This window comes from Proteinivorax hydrogeniformans, assembly GCF_040515995.1.
In the GTDB taxonomy this organism is placed as follows: Bacteria; Bacillota; Proteinivoracia; order Proteinivoracales; family Proteinivoracaceae; genus Proteinivorax; species Proteinivorax hydrogeniformans.
In genome coordinates this window covers 2,706,056-2,720,948 of record NZ_CP159485.1, presented here as the reverse complement: position 1 = coordinate 2,720,948, position 14,893 = coordinate 2,706,056, and the positions used below count along the sequence as shown (strand labels likewise).

At 37.4% G+C, this 14,893-nt stretch carries 18 protein-coding genes; all 18 read left to right on the top strand.

What is annotated here, in order from left to right; all coding sequences use genetic code 11:
• Window positions 1-29 precede the first annotated feature (29 nt).
• The 18 genes from PRVXH_RS13040 to PRVXH_RS12955 all read left to right on the top strand — a co-directional run bounded on the left by PRVXH_RS13040 (window position 30) and on the right by PRVXH_RS12955 (window position 14,878).
• Complete coding sequence (locus PRVXH_RS13040; protein ID WP_353893191.1) at window positions 30-1,028, top strand: hypothetical protein; 999 nt, start codon at window positions 30-32, stop codon at window positions 1,026-1,028.
• 80 nt (window positions 1,029-1,108) lie between these two features.
• Window positions 1,109-2,053 carry a M23 family metallopeptidase gene (locus PRVXH_RS13035; RefSeq protein ID WP_353893190.1) on the top strand — a complete coding sequence of 315 codons (945 nt, stop codon included), beginning with the start codon at window positions 1,109-1,111 and terminating at the stop codon, window positions 2,051-2,053.
• A 90-nt stretch (window positions 2,054-2,143) separates the two neighbouring features.
• Entirely contained in the window at window positions 2,144-2,344 is a 201-nt protein-coding gene (rpmE, locus tag PRVXH_RS13030; RefSeq protein WP_353893189.1) for a 50S ribosomal protein L31, read from the top strand.
• Between the two features lie 114 nt (window positions 2,345-2,458).
• Window positions 2,459-3,040: a thymidine kinase gene (locus PRVXH_RS13025; RefSeq protein WP_353893188.1), complete on the top strand. Its 582-nt coding sequence runs from the start codon at window positions 2,459-2,461 to the stop codon at window positions 3,038-3,040.
• 2 nt (window positions 3,041-3,042) lie between these two features.
• The gene (locus tag PRVXH_RS13020) at window positions 3,043-3,909 is read left to right on the top strand and encodes a DUF1385 domain-containing protein (protein WP_353893187.1); all 867 of its coding nucleotides are present in this window, start codon (window positions 3,043-3,045) and stop codon (window positions 3,907-3,909) included.
• A 42-nt stretch (window positions 3,910-3,951) separates the two neighbouring features.
• The gene (gene prfA / locus PRVXH_RS13015; protein ID WP_353893186.1) at window positions 3,952-5,022 is read left to right on the top strand and encodes a peptide chain release factor 1; all 1,071 of its coding nucleotides are present in this window, start codon (window positions 3,952-3,954) and stop codon (window positions 5,020-5,022) included.
• On the top strand, window positions 5,023-5,889 hold the full coding sequence (prmC, locus tag PRVXH_RS13010) for a peptide chain release factor N(5)-glutamine methyltransferase (protein ID WP_353893185.1): 867 nt from the start codon (window positions 5,023-5,025) through the stop codon (window positions 5,887-5,889).
• A gap of 129 nt (window positions 5,890-6,018) precedes the next feature.
• Window positions 6,019-6,795 (top strand): RNA polymerase sporulation sigma factor SigG, encoded by a 777-nt coding sequence (gene sigG, locus PRVXH_RS13005; RefSeq protein WP_353893184.1) that lies wholly within the window; start codon window positions 6,019-6,021, stop codon window positions 6,793-6,795.
• A 13-nt stretch (window positions 6,796-6,808) separates the two neighbouring features.
• On the top strand, window positions 6,809-7,399 hold the full coding sequence (spoIIR, locus tag PRVXH_RS13000; RefSeq protein ID WP_353893183.1) for a stage II sporulation protein R: 591 nt from the start codon (window positions 6,809-6,811) through the stop codon (window positions 7,397-7,399).
• Window positions 7,400-7,514: 115 nt separating this feature from the next.
• The gene (locus PRVXH_RS12995; RefSeq protein WP_353893182.1) at window positions 7,515-7,958 is read left to right on the top strand and encodes an Rrf2 family transcriptional regulator; all 444 of its coding nucleotides are present in this window, start codon (window positions 7,515-7,517) and stop codon (window positions 7,956-7,958) included.
• A 67-nt stretch (window positions 7,959-8,025) separates the two neighbouring features.
• A complete protein-coding gene (gene nifS, locus PRVXH_RS12990; protein ID WP_353893181.1) occupies window positions 8,026-9,225 on the top strand; it encodes a cysteine desulfurase NifS in 1,200 nt (399 codons plus the stop codon).
• Window positions 9,207-9,575 (top strand): Fe-S cluster assembly scaffold protein NifU, encoded by a 369-nt coding sequence (gene nifU, locus PRVXH_RS12985; protein WP_353893180.1) that lies wholly within the window; start codon window positions 9,207-9,209, stop codon window positions 9,573-9,575. Before nifS ends, nifU begins: the two co-directional genes overlap by 19 nt.
• Before the next feature lie 145 nt (window positions 9,576-9,720).
• Complete coding sequence (gene yedE, locus PRVXH_RS12980; protein WP_353893179.1) at window positions 9,721-10,851, top strand: YedE family putative selenium transporter; 1,131 nt, start codon at window positions 9,721-9,723, stop codon at window positions 10,849-10,851.
• Window positions 10,832-11,032: a sulfurtransferase TusA family protein gene (locus tag PRVXH_RS12975; RefSeq protein WP_353893178.1), complete on the top strand. Its 201-nt coding sequence runs from the start codon at window positions 10,832-10,834 to the stop codon at window positions 11,030-11,032. The genes yedE and PRVXH_RS12975 overlap by 20 nt, the downstream gene beginning before the upstream one ends.
• A gap of 1 nt (window position 11,033) precedes the next feature.
• Window positions 11,034-11,255 (top strand): DUF3343 domain-containing protein, encoded by a 222-nt coding sequence (locus PRVXH_RS12970; RefSeq protein WP_353893177.1) that lies wholly within the window; start codon window positions 11,034-11,036, stop codon window positions 11,253-11,255.
• A gap of 184 nt (window positions 11,256-11,439) precedes the next feature.
• Entirely contained in the window at window positions 11,440-13,047 is a 1,608-nt protein-coding gene (locus PRVXH_RS12965) for a Na/Pi cotransporter family protein (RefSeq protein ID WP_353893176.1), read from the top strand.
• Between the two features lie 231 nt (window positions 13,048-13,278).
• Entirely contained in the window at window positions 13,279-13,725 is a 447-nt protein-coding gene (locus tag PRVXH_RS12960; protein ID WP_353893175.1) for a Fur family transcriptional regulator, read from the top strand.
• Window positions 13,715-14,878, top strand: a complete 1,164-nt coding sequence (locus PRVXH_RS12955) for a YibE/F family protein (RefSeq protein WP_353893174.1) — start codon at window positions 13,715-13,717, stop codon at window positions 14,876-14,878. Before PRVXH_RS12960 ends, PRVXH_RS12955 begins: the two co-directional genes overlap by 11 nt.
• Window positions 14,879-14,893: the final 15 nt, after the last annotated feature.

The following is a 14,893-nucleotide window of genomic DNA, read 5'->3' as shown; positions in this document are numbered from 1 at the left end:
AAATCGAAAAAATACGAGGTGGAATAGATATGATATGGATTACCTTCTTTGTCAGCGCCGCGGTGATAATACTAGCTGGAACTCAGCTTTCTAAAAATGCCGACATAATAGCTTATAAAACAGGGCTTTCAGGTGCGCTGATAGGGGCCTTGCTTTTGCCAATAGTAACATCTCTTCCAGAAATAGTTACTAGCGCCCAGTCAGCTTTAATTGATAATCCTGATATTGCTTTAGGAAATGTCTTTGGAAGTAATATGTTTAATATTCTTGTTATTGCTGTAGTTGATGTTGCGCAAGGTAGAGGACCTGTGTTGTTACATGTAAAGTTAGGACATATACTAACTGCTGGTATTGGTATGCTATTAGCATCCTTGGCAGCTATATTTATTTTAGTGCAGATAGATATTGGGATTTTTGGTATTGGGATAGACACTTTGATTTTAGCTGGCATCTATTTGGCTGGCTTAAGGCTACTTATAAGGTATGACAAAAAAGATACTCAAGCAGAAAAAGAAGATTTTAATGAAGAACATCAGTATGCAAAAGAGAGTTTGAAAAAATCTATAACTATATTTGTTATAGCAGGAGTGTTTATAGTAATTTCCGGTCGTTTTCTAGCTATTTCGGGAGATGAAATAGCAAAAGTTACAGGTCTAGGAGGATCTTTTGTTGGGTCATTTCTAGTAGCAATTACTACATCACTTCCTGAACTTGTCGCAACGTTTACTGCTGCTAAGTTAGGAGCCTTCGACATGGCTATAGGTAATCTGTTAGGAGCAAATATAATGAATGTACTTATTATATTTTTTACAGACTTATTTTATGTTGGGCGACCGGTTTTGACAAACGTCTCTACCGATAACGCTATCACGGCCCTTTTTGGAATTTTTCTAACTACAATAGCGATTATCGGTTTGATTTACCGCAGCAAAAAAAGCGTACTGACGCTTGGGTTTGATAGCTGGGCAATTATCATAGGATATATCATGGCTGCGCTTATAATGTTTAACTTGGGAATGTCAGTATAGTTTCTAAAATGAATATAAAAGGAAAAACAGGATATAATAACCAAGGTTCCCACAACAATAATTAAGTTGAGGTGATTAAAATGGGAAAACTCAGTGCTATGCTTCTTGCATCAATTTTAGCTGCAATCTTTACAGTTGGCCTTGATGCACAGAAAGCAGAGAGTCTGGGCTCCTTGGATGTTGTAATTTTAGATAAAAAAAACCGGGAAGAGAGAGTGTTAATTAGAGGACAAGAGCAAAAAACATATATGAGCTTACATGACTATGTAAAGCAAAAAGAAAGTGGGGCTGGAGAAATTATCGAGTACAAAGTAAAAAGCGGAGACTCAATAAGTTCAATAGCCCGCGAGCATAAAATAGAAGTTTCAACTATACTGTATAACAACCGTATAGCAAATAAACACCTGATAAAACCAGGTCAAAAGCTGACTTTTCCAACAGTGAATGGCTACATATATACTGTAAGTGAAGACTCGCATATAGCGAAGGTAGCCAAACAGTTCAATGTTGACATAGAGTCAGTTATAAGGACAAACAATTTAGAATCTGACAAATTAGAAGTGGGAACAAAGTTAATTTTGCCAGAGTTTAGTCCGTCTAGCACCCGACTTGTTAGTAGAGGTGGTAGCAGAGAGACACTTAAGTGGCCGGTAAGTGGAGCTATAACTTCTTCATATGGTTACAGAATGCACCCAATACGCAAGGTTAACAGCTTTCATAGGGGGATAGATATAGGTGCTAGTAGGGGGACACCTATACTAGCTGCAGCTTCAGGAGAAGTTGTTTATAGCGGTTATCGAAATAGTTACGGGAACACCATAATTTTGCAACATGAAGATAGCTTTACTTTATATGCCCATGCTCACCAATTAAAAGTAGAAAAAGGACAATGGGTAAATCGCGGTGAAGTTATTGCGACTGTGGGTTCAACAGGCATGGCCACTGGTCCTCACCTTCACTTTGAAGTCCGAATTGATGGAAACAGGTCGGAAAATACAGTTGACCCCAAAAAATTCCTGCCATAAATATATGCTGCTTTTTCTTGACTAGCCTTTTTAAATTTGTTACAATTCAAGTATTGTCTAGAACAAAATGTTGAAAAGAGGTGGAAAAAGTTGAAAGCAGCTATTCATCCAGAATATAATAAAACGACTATAGTTTGTGCATGTGGTGCGGAAATTCCTACTAAATCAACTCAAAAAGATTTAAAGGTAGAAATCTGTTCAAAATGTCACCCATTTTACACTGGTAAACAAAAGCTAGTGGATTCCGGTGGTAGAGTAGATAGATTCCGTCGTAAATACGGCATGAAATAAACAGAGCCCCCTAAGGGCTCTGTTTTTATATGAGCTGTTGTATAGTATTGAGTTATACTCTGTGTTATGGTAATCTAAAAGATATTAAACCATATATAAGTGGGGGGAGACAATTTGCATCTGATTAAAAATATGGGTTGGATTGAAGTAATCACCGGAAGTATGTTTTCAGGTAAAAGTGAGGAACTTATAAGAAGGATAAAAAGAGCTAGATATGGGAAAAAGAAAATTGAAGTATTTAAGCCCAAGATAGATGCTAGATATTGTAGGAAGAGTGTAGTATCTCATAATGGCGACAAGATAACCGCCACTAATATTGAACGAGCCTCTGAAATAAATGACTTTATCTCAGAGGATGCTCAAGTAGTAGCTATCGATGAAATCCAGTTTTTTGATGAAGAGATTATAAAAGTATGTCAAAGCTTAGCCGATAGTGGTAAAAGAGTTATTGTAGCTGGATTGGATATGGACTTTAGGGGCGAACCATTTGGATATACTAACTTACTTATGTCTATGGCGGAATATGTTGACAAGCTCCAGGCAATTTGTGTTGTCTGTGGCAACCCTGCCAGCAGAACACAGCGTTTAATCGAAGGAAGGCCTGCTTCTTTAAGTGATCCAACTATTTTGGTTGGTGCTAAAGAATCGTATGAGGCTAGATGTAGACAGTGTCATGAAGTACCGAAGGAGCGGTAATTATGAGTGAAAAGCACAACTTTGCTGTAGGCGGACAGGCTTTAATGGAAGGGGTTTTGTTTAGGGGAGCGGAAAAAACTGCTATTGCAGTGAGAAAGCCCGATGGAGAGGTATTTTTAAAATCATTTACACAAAGACCTTTAACTAAAAAAAATAAAATTTATGGTATTCCTATTATTAGAGGTGCAGTAACTTTATTTGATGCCCTAAAAACTGGCATGAAAATGTTAGCATTATCTGCTGATATTAGTGAAGGGCAAGAGGAAAAGAGTTTATCAAAAAAAGAGCTTGGATTTACAATGGTTACTGCAATTTTATTTTCAGTATTACTTTTTTTTGTATTGCCAACCTTGCTTTCAGGCCTGGTTACAGGGGGAGAGCAAAGCAATATCTACAATAACCTCATTGAGGGGCTATTTAGGCTGATCATCTTTTTAGGGTATGTTTTAATAATTTCAAGATTAAAAGAAATCAATAGATTTTTTCAATATCATGGTGCGGAGCATATGGTAATTCATTGTTACGAAGCAGATGAAGAGCTAAATGTGGAAAATGCAAAAAAAATGACCACCTTACATCCTAGATGTGGTACAGCATTTATGCTCTTGGTTATGGTGATTAGTATTTTGTTTTTTTCGCTGTTCCCGTGGGGAAGCATGTTAAGCAGGGTAGCTATTCGCATTTTAGCTGTACCCTTGCTAGCTGGCATTGCCTATGAGGCAAATAGATTAGCTTATAAAACCTCACTGTTAAAACCATTATTACTTCCTGGGCTATGGCTGCAGCTATTGACTACTAAAAAGCCTGATGATAGGCAGCTAGAAGTAGCCATCTTATCATTTAAAGCTGCCCTAGGGGAAGAAGAATAGCAACTAGCGGTACCAAATTTCTTAAAAAAAGAGGTGTATGAAGTGTTAGAAAAATTACAGGCATTAGAAGAGCGTTTTTTAGAAATAGAAAAAAGTATTTCTGACCCGGAGCTTGTAACAAAAGACCAAAAAAAATGGAAAAAGCTCACAAAGGAACATGCCGACTTGCAGGAAACAATTGATAAATATAGAGAGTATAAAGATGTTTTTGAGTCCTATGAAGAAGCGAAAGAGATTATCGCCTCTAAAGTTGATGATGATCTAGTTGAGCTAGCAAAAGAAGAGATATCAGAACTTGAGCAACAAAAGCAAAAGCTAGAAGAAGAGCTTAAGGTACTGTTGCTTCCTAAAGACCCTAATGATTCCAAAAACGTTATAGTGGAGATAAGGGGAAGTGCCGGCGGAGATGAAGCGGCACTATTTGCTAATGATATTTTTAAAATGTACTGTCGTTATGCAGAAGGTAAGGGTTGGAAAACAGAAGTCTTAAACTCACACTACAATGACATTGGCGGGATTAAGGAGATTACATTTGTTATAGAAGGAGAAGGAGCCTATAGCCGTTTTAAATATGAAAGTGGTGTTCATAGGGTGCAGAGAATTCCATCCACAGAATCTGGTGGCAGAATCCATACTTCTACTATAACAGTAGCGGTGCTACCTGAAGTTGAAGATGTGGAGGTAGAAATCAATGCAAACGACCTTCGTATTGATACGTTCTGTTCCTCTGGCCCAGGTGGACAAAGTGTTAACACTACCCAATCTGCTGTTAGAATTACTCACCAGCCCACTGGGGTGACAGTGTCTTGCCAGGATGAAAAATCTCAGCATAAAAACAAGGATAAAGCTATGCGTGTGTTAAGAGCTCGATTAGTAGAAATATACGAAGAGGAGCAAGCCAGCGAAGTAGCTGATGAGAGGAAAAGTCAGGTTGGTACAGGTGACCGAAGCGAGAGAATTCGTACCTACAACTTTCCGCAAAGTAGGGTGACCGACCATCGTATAGGACTTACCCTTCACAAGCTAGACGGGATATTAGCTGGAGAGCTAGATCAAGTAGTGGATGAACTTATTACAGCTGACCAACTGGAAAAGATGAAAAAGGTGGACTAAATGAAGGAACTAACTATTAAAGAAGCCCTGTTAAGGGCTTCTTATGTGCTAAAGGACCATAAAATAGAAAACCCTTATTTTGAAAGCCAAATGCTGCTAAAGCATGTTTTGCAGTGTCGTTTAATAGATCTATCTATAAGAGATGGAGAAAAATTAAGTGAAGTTGAGCAAGAGGCTTTCGAAAAAATGGTTTCAAAAAGAGCAAAGCATTATCCTTTTGCATACATTACCGGCAAAAGAGAGTTTATGGGGCTCGAGTTTAACGTTACAGAAGACGTTTTAATTCCAAGACCAGATACTGAGATTTTAGTAGAATGGGCATTATCTAAGCTAGAACTTTCAGAAGGAGTTTCAAAGATTGCTGATGTGGGCACAGGTTCCGGTGCCATAGCTATAACCATAGCTAAACTTTGTGAGAATGTGAGGGTTTACGCTACGGAAATTTGGGGAAAATCAATACAAGTAGCTTCTAAAAATGCTAAAAATTTAGGAGTGAGTGAAAAAACCACCATTTATCAAGGAGACCTGCTACAGCCTGTTATCGATGAAAATTTAAAGATGGATATGGTTTTATCAAACCTACCATATATATCAGATGAGGATTATCTAAACCTTGATAAAACTGTAAAGGAATATGAACCAAAAAGGGCTTTAATAGGTGGGAAGACAGGTTTAGAGCTTTATCAAAATCTTTTACCACAAGCCTTTAAAGTTTTAAAAGATAACGGTTGGATTGCTTTAGAGATTGGATATGACCAAGGTGAAACTTCTGAAAGGTTATTACAAGAAAGTGGTTTTAAAAGAACAAAAATACTCTATGACCTAGGAGGAAATCCTCGGGTTATTGTAGGTCAGAAAGTGGTATAAAAAAACTGTTGAGATTTAAATCTCAACAGTTTTTTTATACCACTTTATTAATTTGTTTCGATTAGCTTTAGAAAAAAGTGGCAATAATTATCAGTGTAAAAGGTAAAGAAATTAGAGGGGGCGCAAACAATGTATAGTAACAAAAAAGTTACTTTAAGCGGTGTAGACACGTATAATTTACCAGTCCTAAGTGCCAAAGAGATGGAAAGGCTTTTTAAAGAGCTGGCAAAAGGCAGTGAAGAGGCACGCGAGAAGCTCGTTAGAGGAAATTTAAGGTTGGTATTAAGCGTGCTAAAACAATTTAAAAATAGAGGGGAAAACTTAGATGACTTGTTCCAGATTGGCTGTGTTGGGCTTGTAAAGGCCATAGACAATTTTAATCCAGAACTAGGAGTTAAGTTTTCCACCTATGCAGTTCCCATGGTGATGGGAGAAATAAGAAGATACCTCCGCGATAATAATACAATAAGGGTGAGTAGGTCAGTTAGGAAAATAGCCCATAAAGCTTTACAAAAAAGAGAACAAATGTCAAAAGAAATGGGGAGGGAGCCTACAATAGCAGAACTTTCAGATGCACTAAAACTTCCTGCAGAGGAGATAATATTTGCTTTAGATGCTAACTATGAGCCTATGTCACTTAGCGAACCTGTTTACAGTGATAGCTCAGATCCTGTCTCCATCGAGGAACAAATAAGGGATGAAGAATGTGATAATACATGGCTGAAAAAAATACTTCTTAGCGAGGCTTTAGAGAAGCTTTCGATAAGAGAGAAAGAAATTCTAACTAAACGATTTTTTGCAGGCAAAACCCAAGTTGAGGTTGCCAATCAAATTGGGATATCCCAAGCACAAGTTTCTCGTCTAGAAAAGGCGGCGCTGGAATTTATAAAAGACTATATAAGATAAGGAGTGTTGCAAAATGATAAAAATATTAAGAGTGCTAACTGTGGCCTTAGCTTTGACAATGTTAATGGTAACGAACTCTTACAGTTATGAAGCCCATGGGGATAATGATGTGGTACGTCTTCATGTCTTGGCCAATAGCAACTCTCCAGAAGATCAGCTGGTAAAATACAAAGTCCGTGACGAGATTTTAGCCCAGTTTACCCCCCACTTTTCAGAAATAGAAAGCGCCATAGAATTAGAACAATTTATTGAAGACAACATAGAGGAGATAAACAAAATTGCTGATAGCACACTTGTCTCTAACGGTTTTAGCTATGAATCTACTATAAGCATAGGAAAATTTGAATTCCCTTCTCGCTTGTATCTAGAAAAAATTTATCCTGCAGGTGAATATGAGGCGGTGAAAATAGTTTTAGGTGAGGGCAAAGGAGACAACTGGTGGTGTGTTATGTTTCCACCCTTATGCTTTGTAGGAGAGTCTAGCCCTAGTGAGTGCAATGATTTTTCCCATCAAAAACAGAACAAAGAAGAGGAAAAACAGGTTGAATATAGATTTAAATTTTTCGATGTTATTAAATCATTATTTAGTAAAATTTTTTCTTAAGTAGTTTTGACAGTTGTAACATTTTCCTTTATAATAAAACATAGTTAAACACTATGTTTTATTTTTTTTAAACTCTTATCCGAGTAATTCACTATGTTTTAAAGGGGGTGGGCAGTTGAGGCTGTCAACTAAAGGAGAGTATGGAGTTAGAGCTATGGCTGTTTTGGCCTATGAGTATAAAAATGGTGCTACTTCATTGAGAGTAATAGCTGAAAGAGAGCATCTTTCTGAACTATACTTAGAACAGCTATTTAGGGAGCTTAAAAAAGCTGGGTTAGTATCAAGTATAAGAGGGCCAAAAGGGGGATATATGCTTTCGAAACCTCCTAGTGATATTACGGTGGGAGATGTAGTTAGGGTGTTGGAAGGTCCGCTAGCTCCCGTAGATTGTGTTTCAGAAGAAGAAACCAAAGACCCTTGTTCAAAGGAATCTTGTTGTTTAACAAAGTTTGTTTGGGCTAAGCTAAGGGATAGCATGGCTAAAGTTTTAGATGAAATTACCTTTGGAGATATAATAAAAGACTTGAGCAATGAAAAACTAAAATTGAATGATAGGTAATGATAATTACCATAATAAACCTAGAAATATTTTTATATATTAAAATCTGTTAAAGGAGAGTTGAACAGTGAAAAAAGTTTACTTAGACCACGCTGCAACAACCCCATTAAACCCTAAAATTTTAGAGACAATGTTACCTTTCTATAAAGACCTATTTGGCAACCCTTCCTCTGTGCATTCCTTTGGAAGAGAAGTCAAAAAGCATGTTGATAAAGCTAGAAATCAGGTAGCTGAGGCAATCAATGCTGACTATGATGAAGAAGTTATATTTACTTCAGGAGGAACGGAGGCAGATAACCTTGCAATTTTAGGAGTTGCCGCCGCATTAAAGGACAAAGGAAAACATATTATCACATCATCAGTTGAACATCATGCCACTTTAGATACGTGCGATGCCTTGGCTAAGGAAGGCTATAAAGTGACCCGTCTTTCAGTTGATGAATATGGTGTTATCGATCTCGATGAACTAAAATCAGCTATAAGCGAAGATACTATACTTATCACCATAATGCATGCAAACAATGAAGTTGGAACCATTCAACCTATTAAAGAAGTAGTGGATATAGCAAAAAAACATAATGTATATGTTCACACTGATGCGGTTCAATCATTTGGTCAAATTCCTGTAGATGTTAATCAGTTAGGTGTGGATCTTCTTACAATTTCCGCTCACAAGATATATGGTCCAAAAGGGATAGGAGCACTTTATGTAAGAAAAGGGACGAAGCTGAAAAACACAGCTCACGGAGGAGGACAGGAAAGTAAAATTAGACCTGGTACAGAAAACGTGGCTGGTATTGTTGGGTTAGGAGAAGCTGCTAGGCTAGCTTCAACTTCCCTTGATGAAATAAAAGATATGGAAAGAAAAAGAGATAGACTTATCGAAGGATTATTAAAAATGGAGGATGTCAAGCTAAACGGTCATCCATCAAAAAGGCTGCCTTCTAATGTTAATGTATCTATCGAATTTATAGAGGGAGAAGCTTTGATATTAAGTTTAGATATGGAAGGGATAGCAGCTTCAAGTGGCTCTGCCTGTACTTCCGGATCGTTAGATCCTTCTCATGTTCTTATGCATATGGGGCTAAGTCATCAAACGGCACATGGTTCGCTGCGCCTTACCTTAGGAAAAGGAAATACCGACGAAGATATCGACTATGTATTAGATCGAGTGCCTAAAATTGTTGAACGTTTAAGAAGCATGTCACCGCTTTATGGAAATCAAATTAAAAGGGGGAGTGAATGCCCATGTACACAGAAAAAGTAATGGATCATTTTCAAAATCCAAGAAACGTAGGGGAAATAAAAGATGCTGACGGTGTAGGTGAAGTAGGAAACGTAAAATGTGGAGACATTATGAGGATATATTTGAAGGTTACTGATAACGTTATAAAAGATGTTAAGTTTCGCACCTTTGGCTGTGGTGCCGCTATTGCTACAAGCAGTGTAATCACTGAAATGGCAGTTGGAAAAACTATTGAGGAAGCCCTAGAATTGACAAACAAGCAAGTTGCCGATGAGCTTGGAGGATTGCCACCAGTAAAGATGCATTGTTCTAACTTAGCAGCTGATGCCTTAAAAACAGCTATAGAAGATTACAAGGAAAATAATAAATAAAGCTAAAAGAGCTGTCTTTTCAGGAAATAATATCCTGTTTAGAGATAGCTCTTTTTTGGATTTATACCTAAAACTATTTCTTGCCACCTTAAGAAAAGCTATATAAAAAAATCTTATATGATGTTTAAAAGGAGTTTATACATTCATGAAGAAGTATATTATATATAGTGAAAAAAATAACAAGGAAAGGTGTGGTCTTATGAAAAAGCTTTTATCAATTGGAATTATAGTAGGTTTTATCGGTGCTATTTTAACAAAGCTGGGCAACCCCGTTAACATGGGCTTTTGTATCGCTTGTTTTTTAAGAGATATTGCAGGAGGGCTAAACATGCACCAAGCCGGGATTGTGCAATATCTAAGGCCTGAAGTTGCAGGATTAGTGCTAGGCGCGTTTATCATAGCTTTAGTTAAGAACGAATTTAAGGTTGAGGGCGGTTCTGCGCCTTTATTAAGATTTTTTATAGCAATATTTATGATGGTGGGAGCTATGGTGTTTTTAGGGTGCCCACTTAGAATGGTGCTGAGAATAGCAGGTGGAGACTTAAATGCTATTGTTGGGTTATTTGGCTTTATATTCGGAATTTATCTCGGCCTTAAGGCATTAAAGGGTGGATTCACCTTAGGAAAAGCTACAAAACAGGAAAACAAAACTAGTGGATATATAATGCCAGCGTTTTTCGTTATGCTGTTAATTTTTGTTGTTGTAAAACCAGAGTTTATAAACTTTAGCTCCGAAGGACCTGGTTCTTTTACAGCTCCAATTTTAGTAGCTTTAGGCACAGGGCTTATAGTAGGTATTTTAGCGCAGCGCTCTAGGCTTTGTATGGCTGGGGGCATAAGAGACGTACTTATGATCAAAGATTTCCATATGGTATCAGGTTTTATAGGGATTTTAGTTGCAGCCCTTATTACCAACATAGCCATTGGCAAATTCAACCTAGGATTTGCTGAACAAAACGTGGCGCACACCGAGCATATATGGAACTTTTTAGGTCTTGCCCTAGTCGGTTTTTGTGCTATCTTGCTTGGAGGGTGTCCGCTAAGACAGTTGATTTTAGCAGGGCAAGGCAATTTAGATGCAGCAACCACGGTATTAGGGTTAATAGTAGGTGGAGCTGTGGTCCACAACTTTGGCACAGCTGCTAGCCCCGCTGGAGTTCCCACAAACGGCAAGATCGGAGTTGTTATTTGCTTTATAATTTTGGCAGTTATAGTGTTTACACACAGCAAAAAGATAATAGTAAGGAGGGATAAAGATGTTTCAATTGGACGTTAGAGGTTTAGATTGCCCACAACCACTTTTAGAGTTTAAAAACCAATATGAGGCTGGCGGAAATTTTATGGCGCTGATAGACTCCGAAGTTGCTAAAGAAAATATACTTAGGTTCTGTAAAAATAATAAAATTAAGTATACAATAGAGGAGGGAGAAGACATAATAATAAAGGTGGAATGTTAAATTGGATAAAAAGCTATTAATTACTTTTCCAACCACTTATGACAGCATAAAAGCTGAGGAAGTGCTCAAACAAAATAAAGTTTCACTAAGAGTAAGACCGGTACCTAGAAATATCAGCTCTGACTGTGGTCTAGCTATCCAGTGCGAAACAAAAGACGAAGAGCAAGCCTTAAAGCTACTTAAGCAAAATGAAGTGGAAGTGGAAAGCACACATTATATTTAATTGTTTTTAAGAAAGTTGCTTAAACTATAAAAAGCAACTTTCTTTTTTTTAAAAAAGAAATAAAGTTTTTGTAACAAAAAGTTTACTTTTAGGTTTTTGATAATTTATTGACTAGTGGTTGGGATGTGATAGACTTGATTATGGTGAAAATAATATAGTAAATATATGAATGGAGGCAGTATAAATGTCCATGGAGACTTTTTTTGGGGCTATAGGTGGATTGGGGCTTTTTATACTTGGAATGCAGCTTATGAGCGAAGGATTACAGCGCTCAGCAGGCAACAAACTGCGTAAAATTTTGGAAATCATGACTGGAAATAGATTTTTAGCTACATTTACGGGGGCGTTTTTAACTGTTTTGGTTCAAAGTAGTAGTACAACTACAGTTATGGTTGTTGGCTTTGTTAATGCTGGCCTTATGAATCTTACGCAAGCTGTAGGAACTATTTTTGGCGCAAACGTTGGGACAACCGTGACAGCTCAGCTGATTTCCTTCCAGGCGATAGATGTTTTTGCATTGCCTATGATCGCTGTAGGTGTGGTCATGCATTATTTCGTCAAAAAGAGAATCTATAGACATTTAGGAAAAGGAGTGCTTGGCTTTGGTATTCTTCTATTAGGAATGAATATTATGTCAGACTCTTTAAGAGTGCTTGAAAACTATCCTCCATTTTTAGAGATGTTGAAAGTGCTAGGACAAAATCCAATTTTAGGTATGTTAGTTGGTGCGCTATTTACTTTAGCTGTACAAAGTAGCAGTGCTTCTACGTCAGTAATTATATCGATGACACTAGCAGGAGTATTGGAGCTAGATAGCGCATTAGCTCTTATTTTAGGTACTAACATCGGAACGTGTGTAACAGCAATGCTAGCAGCAATCGGCGCAAATCTAACTGCTAGAAGGGCTGCAGTGTCTCATGTTATCTTCAACTTAATCGGTGCTTTGATTTTCCTGCTAATACTTCCTTGGTTTACAATTTTTATCGAATCAAACTGGGACACGGTTGCTAGACAAACGGCTATGGCCCATACTATTTTTAACATAGTTAATACTTTGTTATTTCTACCTTTTGTAAATTGGTTTGTTATCTTAATTACAAGAATTGTTCCTGGTGAAGAGCTTATTATCGAAAGAGGAATAAAATATATAGATAGAAGACTTTTCAAAACTCCATCTCTTGCCTTAGGTGCAGGAGAAAAAGAAGTTGCCCGTATGGGAGAAATAGCTGGAACTATGCTTGAGGACTCTCTAAATATCTTATTTAAAAATAAAAAGGACTATCTAAAGGACGTTCAACAAAGAGAAGAAGTTGTGGACGAGCTAGAACAGGAAATAGCCACCTATCTTTCTGAGCTCTCTAACAAAGGACTTTCTGGTGTTGACGCTAAAAGACTTACTATGCTTTTGCATGCCATTAACGATATAGAAAGAATAGGAGACCATGCAGAAAATGTCGCTGATTTGTGTGTTCACAAAATCGAAGATGACCTTCCCTTTTCAGAACAAGCCCGGGAGGAACTTAAAAGCATGTCGAAAAAAGTGTCTGAGATAACCGACAAGGCTATGAAAGCGTTTAAAGAAAACGACCATGATTTAGCTCGAGAGGTTATCAAGGATGATGACGGCATAGATGACCTAGAAAAGGAATTGCGGGATAGACATATACAACGAATTAATAAAGGGAAATGTTATCCGATGTCAGGGGTAGTTTATTTAGATATGTTAAGTAACATGGAACGGATTGGCGACCATGCTACAAATATCGCCCAGGTCGTTTTAGGAGAATTTTAGTAGTTATAAATACAGGGGTGTACAGTTGTAAAACTGTATGCCCCTTACTTAATTTAATATTTGTCAAAACTTTGCTTGAAACTAAAGTATAAACTTAATATTTTCGCTTAAATTACACGGTCAAAGTGCTAATTCCTTGTCTCTTAGCGTGGCTTGTTTGACTTTGGACGCCTTGTAAACTATAATTTTTATAAGATTTATGTTTAAAAGTAAACTTAGGAGGTTAACGATGTGAAAACTTCACAAAGAGCTTTTAGTCTGCTAGAAAGTAGTGGCTACAAAGTAACTAGTCAAAGGCAAATTATCTTAGAAATAATACTTAATAATAGAGAAAAGCATATGAGTGCTGAAGAAATACATGAAAAAGCTAACAAGTCTAATGCCGATATAGGTTTAGCAACTGTATACAGAGCTTTAGAGTTATTCGAGGAATTAAAAATAATACATAAAATGAATTTTGGGGATGGACGAAGTAGATATGAACTTTGGGAGGAAGAGCACCATCACCACCATCTAATCTGCACTTCTTGTCATGAAGTCTATGAAGTGGCAGAAGATTTGTTAGATGTCTTAGAACATAAAATAGAGAATAAATACAAATTTAAGATATCTGGTCATCAGCTAAAGTTCTATGGGGTGTGTTACAACTGTAAGGAGGACAAAAAAGATGAAAGTTAAAAAGTGCCTGAGCCTTATTTTAATGGCTGTTATAATATTAACATCCTCCACTTTAGTCATTGCTTTTAATGGTGAGGAAGGCTTTGAAGATGATGAAAACATTCCTTTTGAAAATGAAGAAAACCTTCCCTTCGAAGATGAGGGTGAAGCGGTTTTAGTTAGGGGTGAGGTTTTACAGGCTAGTGAACCTACAGAAGGAGAAAAGTATTGGGAACAGGGTGTGCAGAACCTAAGAGTTAGAATCACAGAGGGTGAATTTGAAGGGCAGGAGTTTGAGTTAGAACACATGTTATTTGGAGTTCATACCTTAGAGCTTTCTGCTGGAGATAGAGTAATGGTTTATATAGAAACCACTGACGGGGAAATTACCACTATAGGTGTAGACGAAATAATTAGAGATCATATTATCTATATCTTACTGGTTATCTTTGTTATAATCCTTGTGGCTATAGGAGGACTTAAAGGGGTAAAGGCCTTGGTGACGTTGGTTCTGATGGGTCTTGCTGTTATTTATGTTATATTGCCACTAATGATGGAAGGTTTTAACCCCTTAATACTAACTGTGGCCTTTTCCATAGTGGTTGCAATTTTCACTCTGCTAATTATTGGGGGAGTTAATCATAAAAGCTTTGCAGCGATTTTAGGAACTGCCACGGGATTGTTTTTGGCTGGAATACTAGCTTGGGTATTTGCTAATGCAGCTAACCTAACTGGTTATGTTTCTGAGGAAGCACAAATGCTACAGTTTATTGATGAGGGAGTAGATTTTGATGTCAGGGGACTTTTGTTAGCTGGTATTATAATAGGGGCGTTAGGGGCAATATTAGACGTGACGATGTCTATCGCTTCGGCCATAGAAGAGATAAAAATGGCAAATCCTAAGCTAAAAGCAGCAGAACTTTTTTCTGCTGGCATGAACGTCGGACGGGACATAATGGGAACCATGGTAAATACTCTAATCTTGGCCTACACTGGTAGTGCCTTGCCTTTATTGTTACTGTTTAAAGCATATGAACAGCCTATGTCAGCTATAATCAACTCTGATTTAATAGCTACAGAAATTATTAGAGCCATTGTGGGAAGTATGGGCCTGATAGTGGCTATACCATTTACTGCTTTGTTTGCTGCGTTTATACATCATAAAAAAGGATAAGGAGTACAGATCTTT